Origin of the sequence: Actinomycetospora sp. CA-053990 (assembly GCF_050948445.1) — a bacterium.
In the GTDB taxonomy this organism is placed as follows: Bacteria; Actinomycetota; Actinomycetes; order Mycobacteriales; family Pseudonocardiaceae; genus Actinomycetospora; species Actinomycetospora callitridis.
Window position 1 is genome coordinate 318,778 of sequence record NZ_CP192043.1, and the last position, 15,812, is coordinate 334,589.

Annotated in this window: 15 protein-coding genes; 8 read left to right on the forward strand and 7 right to left on the reverse strand. The window is 75.5% G+C overall.

All coding sequences use genetic code 11. The features are described from left to right. The first annotated feature begins 2 nt into the window (after positions 1 to 2). Positions 3 to 1,013 (forward strand): acetamidase/formamidase family protein, encoded by a 1,011-nt coding sequence (locus ACQPYN_RS01585; protein WP_433032521.1) that lies wholly within the window; start codon positions 3 to 5, stop codon positions 1,011 to 1,013. Between the two features lie 9 nt (positions 1,014 to 1,022). Beyond that, positions 1,023 to 1,781, forward strand: a complete 759-nt coding sequence (locus ACQPYN_RS01590) for an SDR family NAD(P)-dependent oxidoreductase (RefSeq protein ID WP_433032524.1) — start codon at positions 1,023 to 1,025, stop codon at positions 1,779 to 1,781. 16 nt (positions 1,782 to 1,797) lie between these two features. Here ACQPYN_RS01590 and ACQPYN_RS01595 read toward each other — a convergent pair whose 3' ends face one another. Further along, positions 1,798 to 2,109, reverse strand: a complete 312-nt coding sequence (locus tag ACQPYN_RS01595) for a hypothetical protein (RefSeq protein ID WP_433032527.1) — start codon at positions 2,107 to 2,109, stop codon at positions 1,798 to 1,800. A gap of 333 nt (positions 2,110 to 2,442) precedes the next feature. On the opposite strand from ACQPYN_RS01595, the gene ACQPYN_RS01600 reads away from it, so the two are divergent. Further along, positions 2,443 to 6,060: a transglycosylase domain-containing protein gene (locus ACQPYN_RS01600; protein ID WP_433032530.1), complete on the forward strand. Its 3,618-nt coding sequence runs from the start codon at positions 2,443 to 2,445 to the stop codon at positions 6,058 to 6,060. Between the two features lie 6 nt (positions 6,061 to 6,066). Here ACQPYN_RS01600 and ACQPYN_RS01605 read toward each other — a convergent pair whose 3' ends face one another. The 4 genes from ACQPYN_RS01605 to ACQPYN_RS01620 all read right to left on the reverse strand — a co-directional run bounded on the left by ACQPYN_RS01605 (position 6,067) and on the right by ACQPYN_RS01620 (position 9,469). After that, positions 6,067 to 6,504, reverse strand: coding sequence for a cupin domain-containing protein (locus ACQPYN_RS01605; protein WP_433032533.1), 438 nt, complete (start codon positions 6,502 to 6,504; stop codon positions 6,067 to 6,069). After that, positions 6,501 to 6,926, reverse strand: a complete 426-nt coding sequence (locus tag ACQPYN_RS01610; protein ID WP_433032536.1) for a PPOX class F420-dependent oxidoreductase — start codon at positions 6,924 to 6,926, stop codon at positions 6,501 to 6,503. Before ACQPYN_RS01610 ends, ACQPYN_RS01605 begins: the two co-directional genes overlap by 4 nt. Positions 6,927 to 6,936: 10 nt before the next feature. Then, positions 6,937 to 8,730, reverse strand: coding sequence for a chloride channel protein (locus ACQPYN_RS01615; RefSeq protein WP_433032539.1), 1,794 nt, complete (start codon positions 8,728 to 8,730; stop codon positions 6,937 to 6,939). Positions 8,731 to 8,827: 97 nt separating this feature from the next. Continuing rightward, the gene (locus tag ACQPYN_RS01620; protein ID WP_433032542.1) at positions 8,828 to 9,469 is read right to left on the reverse strand and encodes a molybdenum cofactor guanylyltransferase; all 642 of its coding nucleotides are present in this window, start codon (positions 9,467 to 9,469) and stop codon (positions 8,828 to 8,830) included. Between the two features lie 98 nt (positions 9,470 to 9,567). Between ACQPYN_RS01620 and ACQPYN_RS01625 the strand changes: the two genes are divergently transcribed. Then, positions 9,568 to 9,801 (forward strand): hypothetical protein, encoded by a 234-nt coding sequence (locus ACQPYN_RS01625; protein ID WP_433032545.1) that lies wholly within the window; start codon positions 9,568 to 9,570, stop codon positions 9,799 to 9,801. A 2-nt stretch (positions 9,802 to 9,803) separates the two neighbouring features. On the opposite strand, the gene ACQPYN_RS01630 is transcribed toward ACQPYN_RS01625, so the two are convergent. Together ACQPYN_RS01630 and ACQPYN_RS01635 are read right to left on the reverse strand one after the other, a co-directional pair. Further along, positions 9,804 to 10,751 carry an AEC family transporter gene (locus ACQPYN_RS01630; RefSeq protein ID WP_433032548.1) on the reverse strand — a complete coding sequence of 316 codons (948 nt, stop codon included), beginning with the start codon at positions 10,749 to 10,751 and terminating at the stop codon, positions 9,804 to 9,806. Between the two features lie 31 nt (positions 10,752 to 10,782). Next, the gene (locus ACQPYN_RS01635) at positions 10,783 to 11,562 is read right to left on the reverse strand and encodes a cutinase family protein (RefSeq protein WP_433032551.1); all 780 of its coding nucleotides are present in this window, start codon (positions 11,560 to 11,562) and stop codon (positions 10,783 to 10,785) included. 226 nt (positions 11,563 to 11,788) lie between these two features. Between ACQPYN_RS01635 and ACQPYN_RS01640 the strand changes: the two genes are divergently transcribed. The 4 genes from ACQPYN_RS01640 (at position 11,789) to ACQPYN_RS01655 (ending at position 15,709) form a co-directional block, all read left to right on the forward strand. Continuing rightward, a complete protein-coding gene (locus ACQPYN_RS01640; protein WP_433032554.1) occupies positions 11,789 to 13,486 on the forward strand; it encodes a formate--tetrahydrofolate ligase in 1,698 nt (565 codons plus the stop codon). 61 nt (positions 13,487 to 13,547) lie between these two features. Beyond that, the gene (locus tag ACQPYN_RS01645) at positions 13,548 to 14,102 is read left to right on the forward strand and encodes a cyclodeaminase/cyclohydrolase family protein (RefSeq protein WP_433032557.1); all 555 of its coding nucleotides are present in this window, start codon (positions 13,548 to 13,550) and stop codon (positions 14,100 to 14,102) included. Positions 14,103 to 14,119: 17 nt separating this feature from the next. After that, entirely contained in the window at positions 14,120 to 15,061 is a 942-nt protein-coding gene (locus tag ACQPYN_RS01650) for an asparaginase (protein WP_433032560.1), read from the forward strand. Positions 15,062 to 15,091: 30 nt separating this feature from the next. Then, the gene (locus tag ACQPYN_RS01655; RefSeq protein WP_433032563.1) at positions 15,092 to 15,709 is read left to right on the forward strand and encodes a response regulator transcription factor; all 618 of its coding nucleotides are present in this window, start codon (positions 15,092 to 15,094) and stop codon (positions 15,707 to 15,709) included. The last annotated feature ends 103 nt before the right edge of the window (positions 15,710 to 15,812 follow it).

The following is a 15,812-nucleotide window of genomic DNA, read 5'->3' on the forward strand; positions in this document are numbered from 1 at the left end:
TCGTGGACGTCGTCGAGTTCCGGCCCGAACGGTCGCAGTACGCCTGGACCTTCGGCGGCGCCGCCCCGATCCGCGAGATCGAGCCCGGCACGGTGCTGCGGCTGTGGTGCGACGACGCGTTCGGCGGCGCCATCCGCACCGTCTCCGACGTCGCGAGCGCCACGCTCGACCCGCGGTTCCTCAACCCGCAGACCGGCCCCTTCGCGGTGCGGGGCGCCGAGCCCGGCGACACGCTCGTGCTGCACCTGGTCGACCTCACCCCGGCGCGCGACTGGGGCGCCTCGACGCTCGTCCCCTTCTTCGGCGGGCTGACCGGCACCGACCGCACCGCCCTGCTCGCCGATCCGCTGCCCGAGCGCACCTGGATCTACGAGCTCGACCGCGCCCGCGGCACCGTCACGTTCGTCGCGCACCAGGGCGAGTTCTCCCTCGACCTGCCGATCGATCCGATGCTCGGCACCGTCGGCGTGGCGCCCGCCAACCGTGAGGTCCGCTCCTCGCTCACCCCGGACGCCTTCGGCGGCAACATGGACACGCCGGAGATGCGGGCCGGCGCCACCTGCTACCTGCCGGTGAACGAGCCGGGCGCGATCTTCTCGGTGGGCGACGGCCACTACCGCCAGGGCGAGGGCGAGTCCTGCGGCACCGCGGTCGAGGGCGCCATGGACGTCACGCTCATCGTCGACCTGGTCAAGGCCTCGGCGGCGCGCGCCCCGCTGTGGCCGCGGATCGAGAACGACGGCGAGATCCTCGTCGTCGGCTCGTCACGGCCGCTCGAGGACGCCTGGCGGATCAGCCAGGTCGAGATGATCGGCTGGCTCGGCGACCTGCTCGGTCTCGACCGTCTCGACGCCTACCAGCTGCTCACCCAGGTGTCGCTGACGCCGCTGGCCAACGTCGTCGACACCAACTACAGCGCCGTGACGAAGGTGTCCAAGACGCTCGTGCCCGGCCTGCGCCCGCTCGACGGGCTGCACGCGGACCTGCGCACCCGCGCCACCTCCCTGACGTAGAGGAACTCCATGGATCTCCAGCTCAACGGCCGGATCGCGCTCGTCACCGGCGGCAGCCGGGGCATCGGGCGGGCGGTGGTCGAGGCGCTCGCCGCCGAGGGCGCCACGGTCGCGTTCTGCGCGCGGTCGGCGGAGGGCGTGCGTGCCGCGGAGGAGGAGCTGCGCGGCGCGGGGTACGACGTGCACGGCGCGGAGGTCGACGTCGCGGACGGCGACGCGCTCGCCGCCTGGGTGCGGGAGTCCGCCGCGCAGCGCGGCGGGATCGACGCCGTCGTCGCCAACGTCTCGGCGCTGGCGATCCCCTCCACGGAGGAGAACTGGGCGGCGAGCTTCACCACCGACATGCTCGGCACCGTGCGCCTCGTGGAGGCGGCCCTGCCCTCGCTCGAGGCGAGCGACGCGGGCGCGATCGTCACGATCTCCAGCGTCTCGGGCCGCGAGATCGACTTCGCCGCCGGCCCGTACGGGACGTTCAAGGGCGCGATCGTCCACTACACCCAGGGCCTCGCGTACCAGCTCGCCGGCCGCGTCCGGGCCAACACGGTCTCCCCGGGCAACGTCTACTTCGCGGGTGGGGTCTGGGAGTCGATCGAGCAGAACGACCCTGACCTCTACGGGCGCGCCCTCGGGCTCAACCCGACCGGGCGGATGGCGACGCCGCAGGAGGTCGCGCGGGCGGTGACGTTCCTGGCGAGCCCGGCGGCCACGTTCATCAGCGGCACCAACCTCGTCGTCGACGGGGCGCTGACGCGCGGGGTGCAGCTGTAGGTCCGCGAGCCCGGTCTCAGCGCGAGGCCGGGGCGGGCACCAACGCGTCGAACAGCGAGCGGACGCCGTCGACCGCGGCGTGGACGGCGCGGGTGACGGTCCGTCCCCAGCTGCGGAGCAGCGCGGGCAGGCCGGCGGCGGGCGCGACCGGCGCAGGCACGAGCGCGGTGGACGGGATCGGGAGCGGCGCCGTCACGGGCATCCGCTCGATCGACGGGGCGACGCGCGGGGCCGGGACGAAGGGCAGGAAGGGGTAGCCGCCGTCCTCCGCCGTCTCGCGGCCCCCGTCGCGGGGAGCCGGGACGCGGGGGTCCTGGTCGGGTTCCATGCCGTGAGTCCTCTCGCCGATCACCGTCGTCCCGCTCATCGGTCCGCGGCGCGCCGCCGTTAGCACTCGGTGACCGGGGTCGCCACTCAGCGCGCTCGGCCGAGACCAGCGGATCCGGTGCACGACGGAGTGACATCAGACCACCACTCACCGCATCGTGCGCTCCGGTCACGGACGGCTCCCCGGAGAGAGCGCGACGTCGTCGTCACCGACGCGTTGCCTTCGTGCGGGCCCGTACGTCTGCGTGCGGGCCGAAGTGGTCCGGTCGACACCCCGGCCGGGCCTCTGACCAGGGCTTATCGGACGCGAGTGGTACGGGGAGGTGGTGGCTCGGTGGCGGGGACGCACTCTCGTCCGTCGGGACGGCGCCATGCCGTCGATCCCGACGAGGCCGCTGACGAGGGCGACCGCAGCACGCCCGGCGCCACCGGCGGACGCCGCGCACGCCGCGAGGACCGCGAGCGGCTCGACCGCGAGCGCGACAGCGATTACGGCGACTACGTGCGCGAACGCCTCCGTTCGGAGCCCGCGCCGTCCTCGCCGCCCGTCGGTTTCCCGTCGGCACTGTCGACGGGATCGTTCCGGCCCGGCCGCGCGACGACCGGCATCACACCGGCCGCGGCCGCGACCTCCCGCCCGTCCGCGCCCGCCACCGGCGCCCCGCGCGCAGCGACGGCCACCGCGGCCCGTCCGACCGCCGCGCCGACGGGCACCCGGCCCGCCGCCCCGGCCGGTCCCGCGCCGACGGGACGTCCGGCCCCACCCGCGCCGGTCCCGCCCGCACCGGTCCCGCCCGCACCGGTCCCGCCCGCACCGATCCCGACCGTGCCGCCGCCCCCGGCCCGCGCGGCCGCCTCGGCGCCGGCAGCCCCGACGCCCGCCGGACCGCCGCCGAAGCCAGCCGGTCCGCCGCCCGGTCCGCCGGTCCGCCCCGGCTCCGCCCGACCCGGTCCCGGGCGCCCCACCCCGCCGCCCGGTCCGGCGCAGCCCGCCGGTGCGCGCGGCCGTCCCGCCGCGCCGGCGTCCCGTCCTCCCCGGGCCCCCGACGGCCGGCCCGGTGCCGCGCCCGGTGGCCGTGCCCCCGCCGGTCCGCCGCCGGCCGGTCCGACCCGCGGTCCCGTCCGCGGCGGCCCCGCCCCGTCGGGCCGCCCCGTCCCGCCACCCGGCCGCCCGCCCGGCGCCGGCGCCCCGCCGCCGGCCAACGGCACCGCGCCGCCCGCGACGCCCGCGACGCCCGCGACGCCCCCGGCGACCGGCACCACCGCGGCGACACCGTCGGCACCCGCGACGAGCAGCACCACCGCCGCTACCGCCGCCGCCCCCACCCGCAACCGTCCCGGTGGCACCGCGGCGATGCCCGCGGTCGACGCCCTGTCGCCCCGCGGCCCGGGGTCCGGCCCCCTGCCGCGCGGGCGGGGCGGTCGTCGCGACGACGAGCCCGGGCCGGTCGACGACCACCTCGAGGACCTCCCCGAGACCCCGGACGACGACGAGCCCGACGACGAGCGCGATGAAGCCGCCGCCGCCGGCACCACCCGGGCGGCGCGCCCGACTCGGACCGGCGCCGGGCACACGACCCGTCGCGCCACCACCCGCTCGCGCACCGCGGGCCGCGCGGCCGACCGCTCGGGCGCCCGCACCACCGCGAACCGGAGTACCGGACGCAGCGCCCGGGCCGCCGAGGCCGACGCCCCGCGCGTCCCCCGCGGTCGCATCGCGCTGGCGATCGTCGCAGTCCTGTCCGTCGTCGCCGCTCGGGTGGTCCGCCTGCCCCACGGCGACAAGGTCGTGGCGTTCGGCCGCCGAGTGCGGTCCCGGGTCGTCCTCTACCTCGACGGACCGCACCCCGAGACGCTCGCGCCCGCCGCCCTGCGGTGGCGCCGCATCCGTCGCAGCGCCTACGCGGGCGTCGCCGCGATGATCGCCGCCCCGGTGTTCTCGCTGCTCGTCGGCTGGGTGTTCATCCCGGTGCCCAACGCCGACGACGCGGTGGAGAGCCAGCTCAACACGGTCTCGTTCTCCGACGGCACCGTCCTCGCGCGGATCGCCCCGGGCGAGCAGGGCAACCGCCAGAAGGTCGGCCTCGAGCAGGTGCCGCCCTCGGTGCGCTTCGCGGTGCTCTCCGCCGAGGACCGCACCTTCTACTCGAACAGCGGCTTCGACGTCACCGGCTTCGGCCGCGCCGTCTGGAAGAACCTCACCGGTGGCTCCGGCGGCGGGTCGACGATCACCCAGCAGTACGTCAAGAACGCGATGGTGGGCGACGAGTACTCGCTGATGCGCAAGTACAAGGAGCTCATCATCTCCTTGAAGATCTCCCAGGAGCGCTCGAAGGACGAGATCCTGGGCGACTACCTGAACAGCATCTACTTCGGTCGCGGTGCGTACGGCATCCAGGCGGCGTCCCAGGCGTACTTCGGCCGGCCGGTGGAGACGCTGACCCCGGCGGACGGTGCGCTGCTCGCCGGCGTCATCCAGGCGCCGTCGAAGTGGGACCCCGCGCAGAACCCCGCGGACGCGCTGCGCCGCTGGAACTACGTCATGGACGGCATGGTCGCCCAGGGCTGGCTGCCGGCCCCGGAGCGCGCCGCCGCGCAGTTCCCCGTCACGGTGCCGCCCCGCCGCGTCACCGGCGGCGTCCCCGACGACGACCGCGGCCACATCTACAGCGCGGTGCGCGACGAGCTGCGCGCCCTCGGGATCGACCAGGACGCGCTCGTCACCGAGGGCCTGCAGATCCAGACGACGATCCAGCCGGAGGCGCAGCGCGAGGCCGTCGAGGCCGTCCGGACGAAGATGGACGACCAGCCCGCGAACCTGCGCAGTGCCACGGTGTCGATCGACCCGCGCACCGGCGGCATCCTCGCCTACTACGGCGGCGCCAACGGCTCGGGTCTGGACTACGCCCGGGTCGAGAAGCAGGCCGGCTCCACGTTCAAGCCGTTCGTGCTGCTCGCCGCGCTGCAGCAGGACCCGCCGATCGGCATCTCGACGGAGTTCGACGGGCGCTCGATCCCCGGGCAGACGGTGCGCAACGTCGACGGCGCCGACTGCGCGAACTGCAGCCTCAAGCGCGCCATGACGCTGTCGAACAACGTCGTGTTCACCGCGCTGGGCAACCGGGTCGGCCCGCAGGCCGTGGCCGCGGCCGCACGCCAGGCCGGGATCAGCCAGCCGATGAACGACCCGAACTCCGGCATCTCGCTGGGCAACCAGGAGACGACCGCGGTCGACCTGGCCTCGGCCTACGCGACGTTCTCCAACGAGGGCATGTACCACCGGCCGCACCTCGTCCAGCGCGTCACGACGGCCAGCGGCGAGGTCCTCTACGACCAGTCGACGACCCCCGGCGAGCAGCGCATCGACCCGCGCGTGGCGCGCAACGTCACCGAGGCGATGCGCGACGTGCCGGACTACGACGGCGTGGGCCTCCAGGGCGGTCGCCAGGCGGCGGCCAAGACCGGCACGGTCCAGTCGCACGTCGAGAGCCAGAACAACGACGCGTGGATGGCGGGCTACACCCCGCAGGCCTCGACGGTCGTGTGGGTGGGCACGGACGACAACACCCCGATCCGCACCGCCGACGGGCGCCCGGTCTACGGCCACGGGCTGCCCAGCGAGATCTGGAAGACGTTCATGGACGACGCGCTGGAGGACACCCCGCGCCAGACGTTCGGGACGTTCACGCCCATCGCGGGCACCGACCCGGGCGACACCGCGGACCGCGGGGAGGGCCCGGCGGAGTCCGCGCCGTCGAGCACCTCGTCGCCGAGCTCCACGTCGGCGCCGACGTCGACCACCGCCCCGGCCCCCGACACCGGCGCGGCCCAGCCGGCCGACGAGGTCCCGCCCGCCGGCGGCGATCCCGCGGCGGCGGAGGACCCGGCGGCCGCGGGCGGTGCCCCGGCCGAGGGCGAGGGCGAGGGCGGCGCCGACCCGCCGGTGAACTAGCGGGGCTCAGGCGAGCGTGAAGTCGGCCTCGTCGAAGCCCGGGCTGACGACGCAGGTCACGAGCACCTCGGCGTCGGCCCCGGGCTCCGGCGCGGCCCGCTGCCACATCCCGCCGGGCACGAGGGCGTGCGGGGCCTGACCGTCCTCGACCCGGGCGCCCAGGACGACCGCGTCGGCCTCGACGGGGTGCTCGCCGTCGCCGCCGAGCCACAGCGACAGCGCCGGACCGCGGTGCCAGCACCACAGCTCGTCGGAGCGCACGCGGTGCCAGCGCGACTCCTCGCCCGGCGCGAGCACGTAGTGGATCGCCGTGGCGCTCACGCGGGGGCCGGGGTAGCCCGCGGGCTGCAGCGTGGGGCCGGTGGCCCAGGTCCGGCGGAACCAGCCGCCCTCGGGGTGCGGCGCGAGGTCGAGCGCGCGGGCCAGAGGAGGCGGTGCGGTCACGCCGTCATGTCCAGCGCGGCGATCACCTTCGACGGGTGCAGGCGCACCACGAGCTCGCCCGGGACGCCGTTGCGCCGTCCGAACTCCTCGGCGCGGTCGGCGCCCATGTAGCGCGCGCCCAGGTCGGTGGCCGTGCGCCGCAGCTCGTCGAGGTCCTCGGAGAACGTCACCGAGCCCTGGACCTGCACGAACGCGTACGGCGGCTCCTGGAGGTCGACGCAGAGCACCGCGCGGGGGTCGCGGGCGAGCGCGCGCCCCTTGGCGGTGTCCTTGCCGGTGGTGAAGACGATCGTGCCGTCCTCGACGAGGAACCAGATCGGCGTGACGAGGGGTCGGCCGTCCTTCGCGGTCCAGCCGATCTTGCCGGTGCGGGTGCCCTCGGCGAGGAAGGCGTGGATCGCGGGGTCGGTGAGGTCGGCCATGGCCGTCAGCCTAGGTGGGGTCCGAGGTCGCGTCCGTGGTCTCGTCCGGTGGCGTCGCGAGCCCGGCGACCAGGGTGTCGAGGCCGGCGCAGGGCCCGAGGAGCAGGTGCACGCCGTCCGGACCCTCGAGCCGCCGGAACCCCGGCGGGGGCGTCCAGCCCTCCGGCGGGTCCTCGACGAGCTCGACGACGCAGCGCGCGTCGGGCTCGTGGGCCCGGTCCCCACGATCGTCCGCCGGGGTGCCGACGAGGTCCGCGGCGGCGACGAGGCCGAGCAGGCGGGAACCGTCCGCGGCGAGCACCGGGAGCGTCGCCGACCCGGTGCGCTCGAGGACGTCGAGGGCGCCGCCGAGGTCGTGGCCGGCGTCGAGGACCTCCGACCAGCGCACCGGCCCGAGCGACTCCTCGGCGCCGCCGAGGGCCGGCGGTCCGGCGGGATCGGCCTCCGGTGGGCCGAGGCTGTCGCCGACGGTCCGGCGGGCCCACCGCGGCGTGCCCGGTGCCCGCAGCCGGATGCCACGCCGGGCGAGCTTCTCGGTGTAGACGGTCTCGGTGGCGAGCAGCCGGCTGACGACCGTCGCGACCGCCACGGCGATCATCAACGGCAGCACCAGCGCCCACTCGGCGGTGATCTCGGCGACGATCACGACGGCCGTGACCGGGGCCCGGGTCGACCCGGCGAGCACGGCGGCCGTCCCGACGAGCGCGACGGCGCCCGCGGTCCCGACGCCGAGGGCGTCGGTCCCGGCCCCGAGCACCGAGCCGGTCATCGCGCCGAGGAACAGTGCCGGCGCGAACACGCCGCCGGAGCCCCCGATCGCGAGGGTCAGGCTGGTCGCGACCAGCTTGCCGACGAGCAGGACGAGGAGGAACGCGACGGCGTAGCCGCCGGTCACCGCCTGCTCGAGCACCGGGTAGCCCACCCCGTACATCTGCGGCAGGGCCACCAGCAGCAGGCCGAGGACGACGCCGCCGACCGCCGGACGCAGCCACTCGGGCCCACGCCAGATCCGGTCGACGACGTCCTCGGCGCCGTAGAGCACGCGGGTGAACGCCACGCCGACCAGGCCGCCGACGAGGCCGACCACCACGAACGCGGGCAGCTCCCACACGGAACCGACCGTGTAGCGGGGCAGGGCGAGGAACGTGTCGGCGCCCTCGGCGACGCGGGCGACGGTGTTGGCCACCACCGAGGACGTGGCGACGACGACGAAGGACACGAGGGACACGTCGAGCAGCAGGATCTCGAGGGCGAAGAAGACGCCCGCCACCGGCGCGTTGAACGTCGCGCTGATCCCGCCCGCGGCACCGCACGCGACGAGCAGACGCAGGCGCCGGGTCGGCATCCGGAGCCACTGTCCGACGCCGGACCCGAGTGCCGACCCGATCTGCACGATCGGGCCCTCCCGGCCCACCGAGCCGCCCGACCCGATGCACACCGCCGAGGCCAGGGCCTTGACGACGGCGACCCGCGGGCGGATGCGCCCGCCGTGCTCGGCGACCGCGAGCATCACCTCGGGGACCCCGTGCCCGCGGGCCTCGCGGGCGTAGCGGTACACCAGCGGGCCGTACACGAGACCGCCGAGCACGGGGACGACGACCAGGAACCACGACCCCGCTCCGGGCAGCCAGGGCAGCGGCGCGCCGGGGGTCGCGGCGTAGTCGTCGGTCCCGGTCAGCAGGCGGGTGACCGCCACGATCAGCTCGCGGAAGAGCACCGCGCCCAGGCCGGCTCCGAGACCGACCGCGAGGGTGGCGGCGGCGAGCACGGCGGGCTCGCGCCGGCGGGGCGTCGCCGTGATCACCGCTGGGACCCTCCGGGTGTCGCGGGCAGGAATCCGCCCACGCTGGCACGGCGCTCGCGTCGGCGCCGGGGAGATCCGGTGCTCGCTGCCCGGTACGTCAGCTGGTGTCGGTTCCGTCCCCCTGTGAACGCGCCCACTCCTCGGGGGTGTTCACGCCGTGGGCCGCCCGGAGCCCGGGGTCGCGGGCGGCGAGCGCGGGATCGGTGAGCAGGGTCGCGGCGTCCAGCTCGCGGACCTGGCTGACGGCGAACAGCGCGCCCGGGCGGAGCTCGCCCTGTGCGAGGAGGTCCGTGGCGCGGGCGCCGAGGGCGGTGGCGTAGGCGGCGAGCAGCGGCTGGCGGTGCCCCTCGAGCACGGGCAGGGCGACCTCCACCGGCGGCACCCGGTACGCCAGCACCGCCCGGACGAACGCCGCGTGCAGGTGGGGGAGGTCGACGGCCGCGACGAAGGCGGTCTCCGCGCCGTCCGCCGCGGCGGCGGACAGGCCGGTGGCGAGGCCCTGCAGGGGGCCGCGACCCGGCACCGGGTCGTGCACCACCCGGCACCGCCCGCGCCAGCTCCCGTCCGGGAGCGCCCGGTCGGTGTCGGCCGCGCCGACCACCAGCATCGGGCCGTCCACGGCGGCGGCGAGGGCGTCCAGGACGTGGCCGAGCAGGGTCGTGGCGCCGTGGGGCAGGGATGCCTTGTCGGTGCCCATCCGCCGGGACCGGCCGCCCGCGAGCACGACGCCGGCGCTCATCGTTCCCCGCCCTGCGGTGATGTATGCAACCGGTTCGCCGCCCCGGACCGGGGGAAGCCCTGACCAGGCACATCAACGTGCCGATGGAGGTGTGCATCATGATCGGGAGCACCGAGAAGCGGCGTCCGAGCGAGCCGGAGGACGCCCACCGCGGGTGGGTCGCCCCCACTCCGGCCGACGCCGTCGAGGCCGCCGCCGACCGTGCCATGGCCGCCGCAGAGCGTGCGGTCGCCACGGGCACGGCCACGGACGACCAGCGGGCGGACGTGCGCCGCATGGCCGACGCCCGCACCCACGAGCAGCGCCGCGCGGCCTTCCGCGACCACGGCTGACCTCACGGCAGGACCAGCAGGGTCAGCGGCAACGTCACCAGCGAGAGCACCGTCGTCAGCACCACCGCAGCGGTGCTCTCGCGGTACCAGGTCCGGTACTGCGCGGTGAGGACGAACACCGTCGCGGCGTCGGGCAGCGCACACATGACGACGAGCACGGCGGCCCACGGCGCCGGTACGCCGAGCAGCGCCACCGCGCCGAGGGCCAGCGCGGGCATCACCACGAGCTTGACGAGCACCGCGGCGGCGATCGGGATCCACTGGTCCGTCGCGCCCCGCAGCGACCGGACGGCGCCGCGCAGCAGGATGCCCAGCGCGAACAGGCCGCCCGGCGCGGCCAGGTCGCCGAGCAGCCCGATCGTGCTCGCCACGGGCGTCGGCAGCGGGACGCCCAGGGCGGCCACGGCGACACCGGCGGCGATGCCGATGACGACGGGGTTGCCCAGCACCCGGCGGGCGAGCAGCACCGGCAGGGGCGTGGCGGCCTCCTCACCCCGTCCGCGGCCGTGCAGCGTCGCCGCCACGAGGAAGATGGAGATGGCGAGGGCCGTGTGCAGCGTCGAGGTCAGCGACGCGGCGAAGGCCGTCGCCGGGCCGAGTACCGAGACGGTCAAGGGGATGCCGAGGTAGCCGACGTTGCCCCAGCCGGCGACCAGCCCGACCGCGTTGGCCTCGCTCGCGGGGCGTCCCGCCACCCGCGCCACCACCGCCCCCAGTGCGTAGGCGACGACCACCACCGCGATCGAGGCGACGAGCGCCGACCACGGGACGCCGGCGGACAGGTCGGCGTCCGCCACCGAGATGAAGATCAGGGCGGGCAGCGCGATCCAGTAGACGAGGTCGTTGAGCACCGTCGCGGTGCGCTCGCCGAAGCGCTCGAAGCGTCCGGCGACCGCCCCGACGGCGATCACCGCGAACACGGGCAGGACGCGGCCGAGCAGCTCAAGCACGTCGCATCACCGCGCGAGCGTACGGGCGCGCTCAGCTCACCGGGCCGGTCGTGGCGCGCGCCACCACGGCGTCCATCGCCCGTTCGAGCACGGTGAACAGGGGCACGCCGTCGATCTCGACCGACGGGTACGAGCGGTGCGCGCCGGAGGCCCAGCCGTCGCGGAAGACGGTGACGTCGAGGGTCTCGGTGGCGCAGATCGGGTCGCCGGGGGCGCACACCTCGTAGACCCGCCCGTCGTAGACGTCGAGCTCGCGGGTGGGGCGCGGCCCGAGGATCCCGCGGCCCGGGGTGTCGAGGAGGTTCGGCGCGCGCGGGTCGCGTCGCGGGCTGCCGAGCATGACCGCGCCGGCGATGCGGTCGGGGGACAGCGCGATCGTCCCGTTGGTCGCCCGGTGCACGACGTCGGAGACCACGTCGGCGCCCTGGCTGAAGCCGACGAGGGTGATCGTCGTGTCGGGGCAGCGGGCCGCGAGGCCGCCGGCGTCGCGGGCGAGGCGCTCGGCCCCGCGGCCCTCGCTGAACGGGTAGAGCACCGGCCGGTCGAGCGACGCCGGGTACGGGACGTAGCGCACCGACAGGTCGTCGCCCCAGCGCCGCGCGAGCGGATCGGTGAGGCCGGCGAGCAGCCCGACCGAGCGCGCCGGGTCGGCGGCCTCGGACGTCTCGTTGGTGCCGGCGACGGCGAAGAGGGCCACCGCGGGGCACGCCGGCGCCGCCGTGGCCAGGGGTGCCGTGAGCAACCCGGCGCCGAGCAGGAGCACGAGGCCGAGCAGCAGTCGTCGCCCCGCCGCGCCCGCCACATCGGACATCCTCGCCGATGGGGGACACCGCCGGGGAGCGGTCGAGGATGTGGATTTCCTGGCGTTGGGTGTCAGCGTGGACGCAGGGCTTGCACGCGCCGTGCACTCCCCGTGCACGCACCGAGCGTGACCGGCCGTACTGACAAGTCGTCCCGGTTCTGCCAGCGTTCCCCTCCAAGGAGTCCCCCGGCGGCGGTGCCGGAGCCGGGGTGGCGTGGACTGCAGGAGGACTCGAGTGAGCATTCCGTCGGACCTCGACATCGCGCAGGCGGCGACGCTGAAGCCCTTGGACGACGTGGCCCGGCAGATGGACCTGCCTCTCGAGATGCTCGAGATGCACGGCCACGACGTCGCGAAGATCGAGCTGGACGCCATCGAGGCGATGGCCGACCGCCCGCGCGCGAAGTACGTCGTCGTGACCGCGATCACCCCGACGCCACTGGGCGAGGGCAAGACGACCACGACGGTCGGCCTCGGCCAGGCGTTCTCCCACATCGGCAAGCGCGGGGTCGTCGCGATCCGCCAGCCGTCGATGGGGCCGACGTTCGGCATCAAGGGCGGCGCCGCGGGCGGGGGCTACTCGCAGGTCGTGCCGATGGAGAAGTTCAACCTCCACCTCACCGGCGACTTCCACGCGGTCACCAGCGCCCACAACATGCTCTCCGCGGTGCTCGACAACCACCTCTACCAGGGCAACGCGGCGGGCCTGGACCCGTACCGCGTCACCTGGCGCCGCGTGCTCGACGTCAACGACCGCGCGCTGCGCAACGTCGTCACCGGCCTCGGCGGGCGCATGGACGGCGTGCCGCGCGAGTCCGGCTTCGACATCACCTCGGCATCCGAGGTCATGGCGGTGCTCGCGCTGTCGAACGACCTCGCCGACCTGCGTGCCCGGCTGGGCCGCATCGTCGTGGGCTACACCCCGGACGGGGACGCGGTGACCGCCGAGGACATCCACGCCGCCGGCTCGATGGCGGCGCTCATGCGCGACGCGCTCAAGCCCAACCTCATGCAGACGCTCGAGAACACGCCGGTCCTCGTGCACGCCGGCCCGTTCGGCAACATCGCGACCGGCAACTCCTCGATCGTCGCCGACCGCATCGGCATCCACGGCGGCGACTTCCTCGTCACCGAGGCCGGCTTCGGCGCCGACATGGGCGCCGAGCGCTTCTTCAACATCAAGTGCCGCACCTCGGGCATGACCCCGGACGCCGCGGTGGTCGTGGCCACGGTGCGGGCGCTCAAGGTGCACTCGGGCAACCACAAGGTGGTCGCCGGCAAGGATCTGCCGCCCGCCCTGCTCGAGGAGAACCCCGAGGAGGTGCACGCCGGCGCGGCCAACCTGCGCAAGCAGATCGAGAACATGCGCCTGCACGGCGTCTCGCCGGTGGTGTGCATCAACGCGTTCCCCACCGACCACGACTCCGAGCACGCCGCCATCCGCGAGATCGCCGAGTCGATGGGCGCGCGGGCCGCGGTCTCGACCCACTTCGTCGACGGCGGGCGCGGCGCCGCCGAGCTCGCGGAGGCCGTCGCCGAGGCCGCGAACGAGGAGAGCCACTTCCAGTTGCTCTACCCCGACGACGCGTCGCTGCGCGAGAAGATCGAGACCATCGCGACGAAGGTCTACGGCGCCGACGGCGTCGACTACGCCCCGGCCGCGAACACCTCGATCGACCTCTACGAGCGCAACGGCTTCGGCGGGCTGCCGATCTGCGTCGCCAAGACCCACTTGTCGATCTCGTCGGACCCGAAGCTGCTTGGTGCGCCGACGGGCTGGCGGATGCCGGTGCGCGAGGTCCGCGCCTCGGTCGGTGCCGGGTTCATCTACCCGATCTGCGGCGACATGCGGACCATGCCGGGCCTGGGCAAGAACCCGGCCGCGCACCACATCGACGTCAAGCCCGACGGGACGATCGTGGGGCTGTTCTGAGCCCCACCGTGAGCGATGTTCACGGCTATAGCCGGGAAAATCGCTCACAGAGGGTGCACCCGTGAGCCGGCCGATCGGTGACCTGGGGGTCGCGCGGTTCGGCGAGGTCCTCGCCGCCGCCGGGCCCGGCCCGGCGGCGGGGTCGACGGCCGCCGTGACCGCCTCGTTCGCCGCGGGACTGGCCACCAAGGTCGCGAAGGCCGCCGCCGACCGGGAGGCCGTGGGAGAGCTCGACGCCCTGCGCGCGAAGGCCCTGCGCCTCGCCGACGACGACGTCGAGGCCTTCGCGGGCTTCCTCGAGGCCCGTCGCAAGCCCGGCGGCGGCCCCGCCGCGACCGAGGCGATCGTCCAGGTGCCCTCCGACGTCGTCGCCCTCGCCGTACGCGTCGCCGAGCTGGCGGCGCTCCTGGCCGAGAGCGGGCCCGACCACCTCACCGGCGACGCGGTGACCGCCGCGTTCCTCGCCGCCGCGGCCGCGGAGAGCGCGGCGGCTCTGGTCGGGGCGAACATCGCGGACAGCGACATGACGGTGGGGGAAGAGCTCGCCGACCCCCGCCTCGAGCACGTCGAGGAACGTGCCGGGCACGCCCGGGCGCTGGCCGAGCGTCTGGTGTGAGGTCCACCGGGCCCTGGGTGGTCGAGGTGACCCGCGGCGAGCTGGTCGAGTCCGAGCACCGGGTCGCGCTGGTGGTGCTCGAGCCCGACGGGACGACGGCGCTGCGGGCCGGGGCCGTGGACGTCCCGATGCTGCCGCGCTCGGCGCTCAAGCCTGCCCAGGCGGTGGCGGTCCTGGAGGCCCTGGCCGGGACCACCGCCGATCTCGACGAGCGCGAGCTGGCGCTGGCCGCCGGCTCGCACTCCGGCGAGCCCGAGCACCTGGCCCTGGCCTCCGGGCTGCTCGCGCGCCACGGGCTCGAGGCCGACGACCTGGGCTGCCCGTCGGCGCGCCCGCTCGGGGTGGGCGCCGACCACGCGTGGGGCGAGCGGGAGCCCGAGCGACTCGCGATGAACTGCTCGGGCAAGCACGCGGCGATGCTCGCTGCCTGCGTGGCGCGGGGGTGGCCGATCGAGGGGTATCTCGACCCCGAGCACCCGCTGCAGCGCGGGGTGCGGGCGACCCTCGAGCGCCTCGCCGGCCCCGTCCACGCCGTCACCGTCGACGGCTGCGGGGCGCCCGCGTTCGCCACCGACCTCGTCGCCGTGGCGCGCCTCGGGCTGGCGCTCGACGCCGCACCGGCCGACACGCCCGAGGGCCGCGTCGCCGCCGCGATGCGCGCCCATCCCGGGCTCGTCGCCGGCCCCGACCGCCTCGACACCGTCCTCATGACCGTGCTGCCCGGCGCGCTGTCGAAGGTCGGGGCCGAGGGCGTCCTGCTCGCCGTCCTGCCCGACGGCGCGTCGCTCGCGCTCGCCGTCGTCGACGGCGCGGGCCGGGCGGTGGGCCCGGTGCTCCTCGAGGTCTTGCGCCGCCGTGGCCTCGAGAACCCCGACCGCACGGCCGAACTGAGCAGCCTCGCCGCGCCACTCGTCCGAGGAGGGGGTCACCCGATCGGCGTTCACCGTGTGCGATCGTGAGAGCACTCATCGGGGTGAGGAGAGCGTGAAATGGGATCGTGCCTGGTCTTCGCCGGAGCGACGCCCGCGCGGGAACGCCTGGTCGGCCATCTCTCCTCGGTGTTCGACGACCTCCCCTGCGTCGACAACGTCTCCGACCTCGTCGTCGGCCTCGGTCACCTCGTCGACGGCCACGGGCCCGACGTCGTGCTCGTCGGGGCCGACGACGGCAGCGCCTGGATGGAGGCCGTCCGCCAGGTGCGTCGCCACGCGCCGGAGACGCCGGTCCTCGTCGTCGGCGAGGCTCCGTCGGCCGAGCTCGACCCCCTGCCCGAGCGCCCGGCACCGGACCCGGGTGCCGCCACGGCCGAGGACGAGCGGGCCGCCTGGGCCCTGCGCCTGGGCGCCCGCGGGTTCCTGCGCGCCGGCGACCTCGCCGACCCCTCCGCCCTGCCCGGCGCCCGCCCCGCCACCACCGACCTCTCCGACCGCGAGATGGACGTGCTGCTCGGGATGACCGAGGGCCTGTCCAACGCCGAGATCGCCGCCGAGCTCGTGCTCGCCGAGGACACGGTGAAGACCCACGCCCGCCGCCTGTTCCGCAAGCTCGGCGCGGGCGACCGCGCCGACGCCGTCGCCCGCGGCTTCCGCCAGGGCCTGCTGCGCTGAGCTGTTCGGCGGAGCACCCGGGTCAGCGGCGGCCCTATCGGCGTGCTCAGGTGGATGCAGACGATTCAGTGTCCGTAACGCCACGCACTCGAACCCCGCTGCG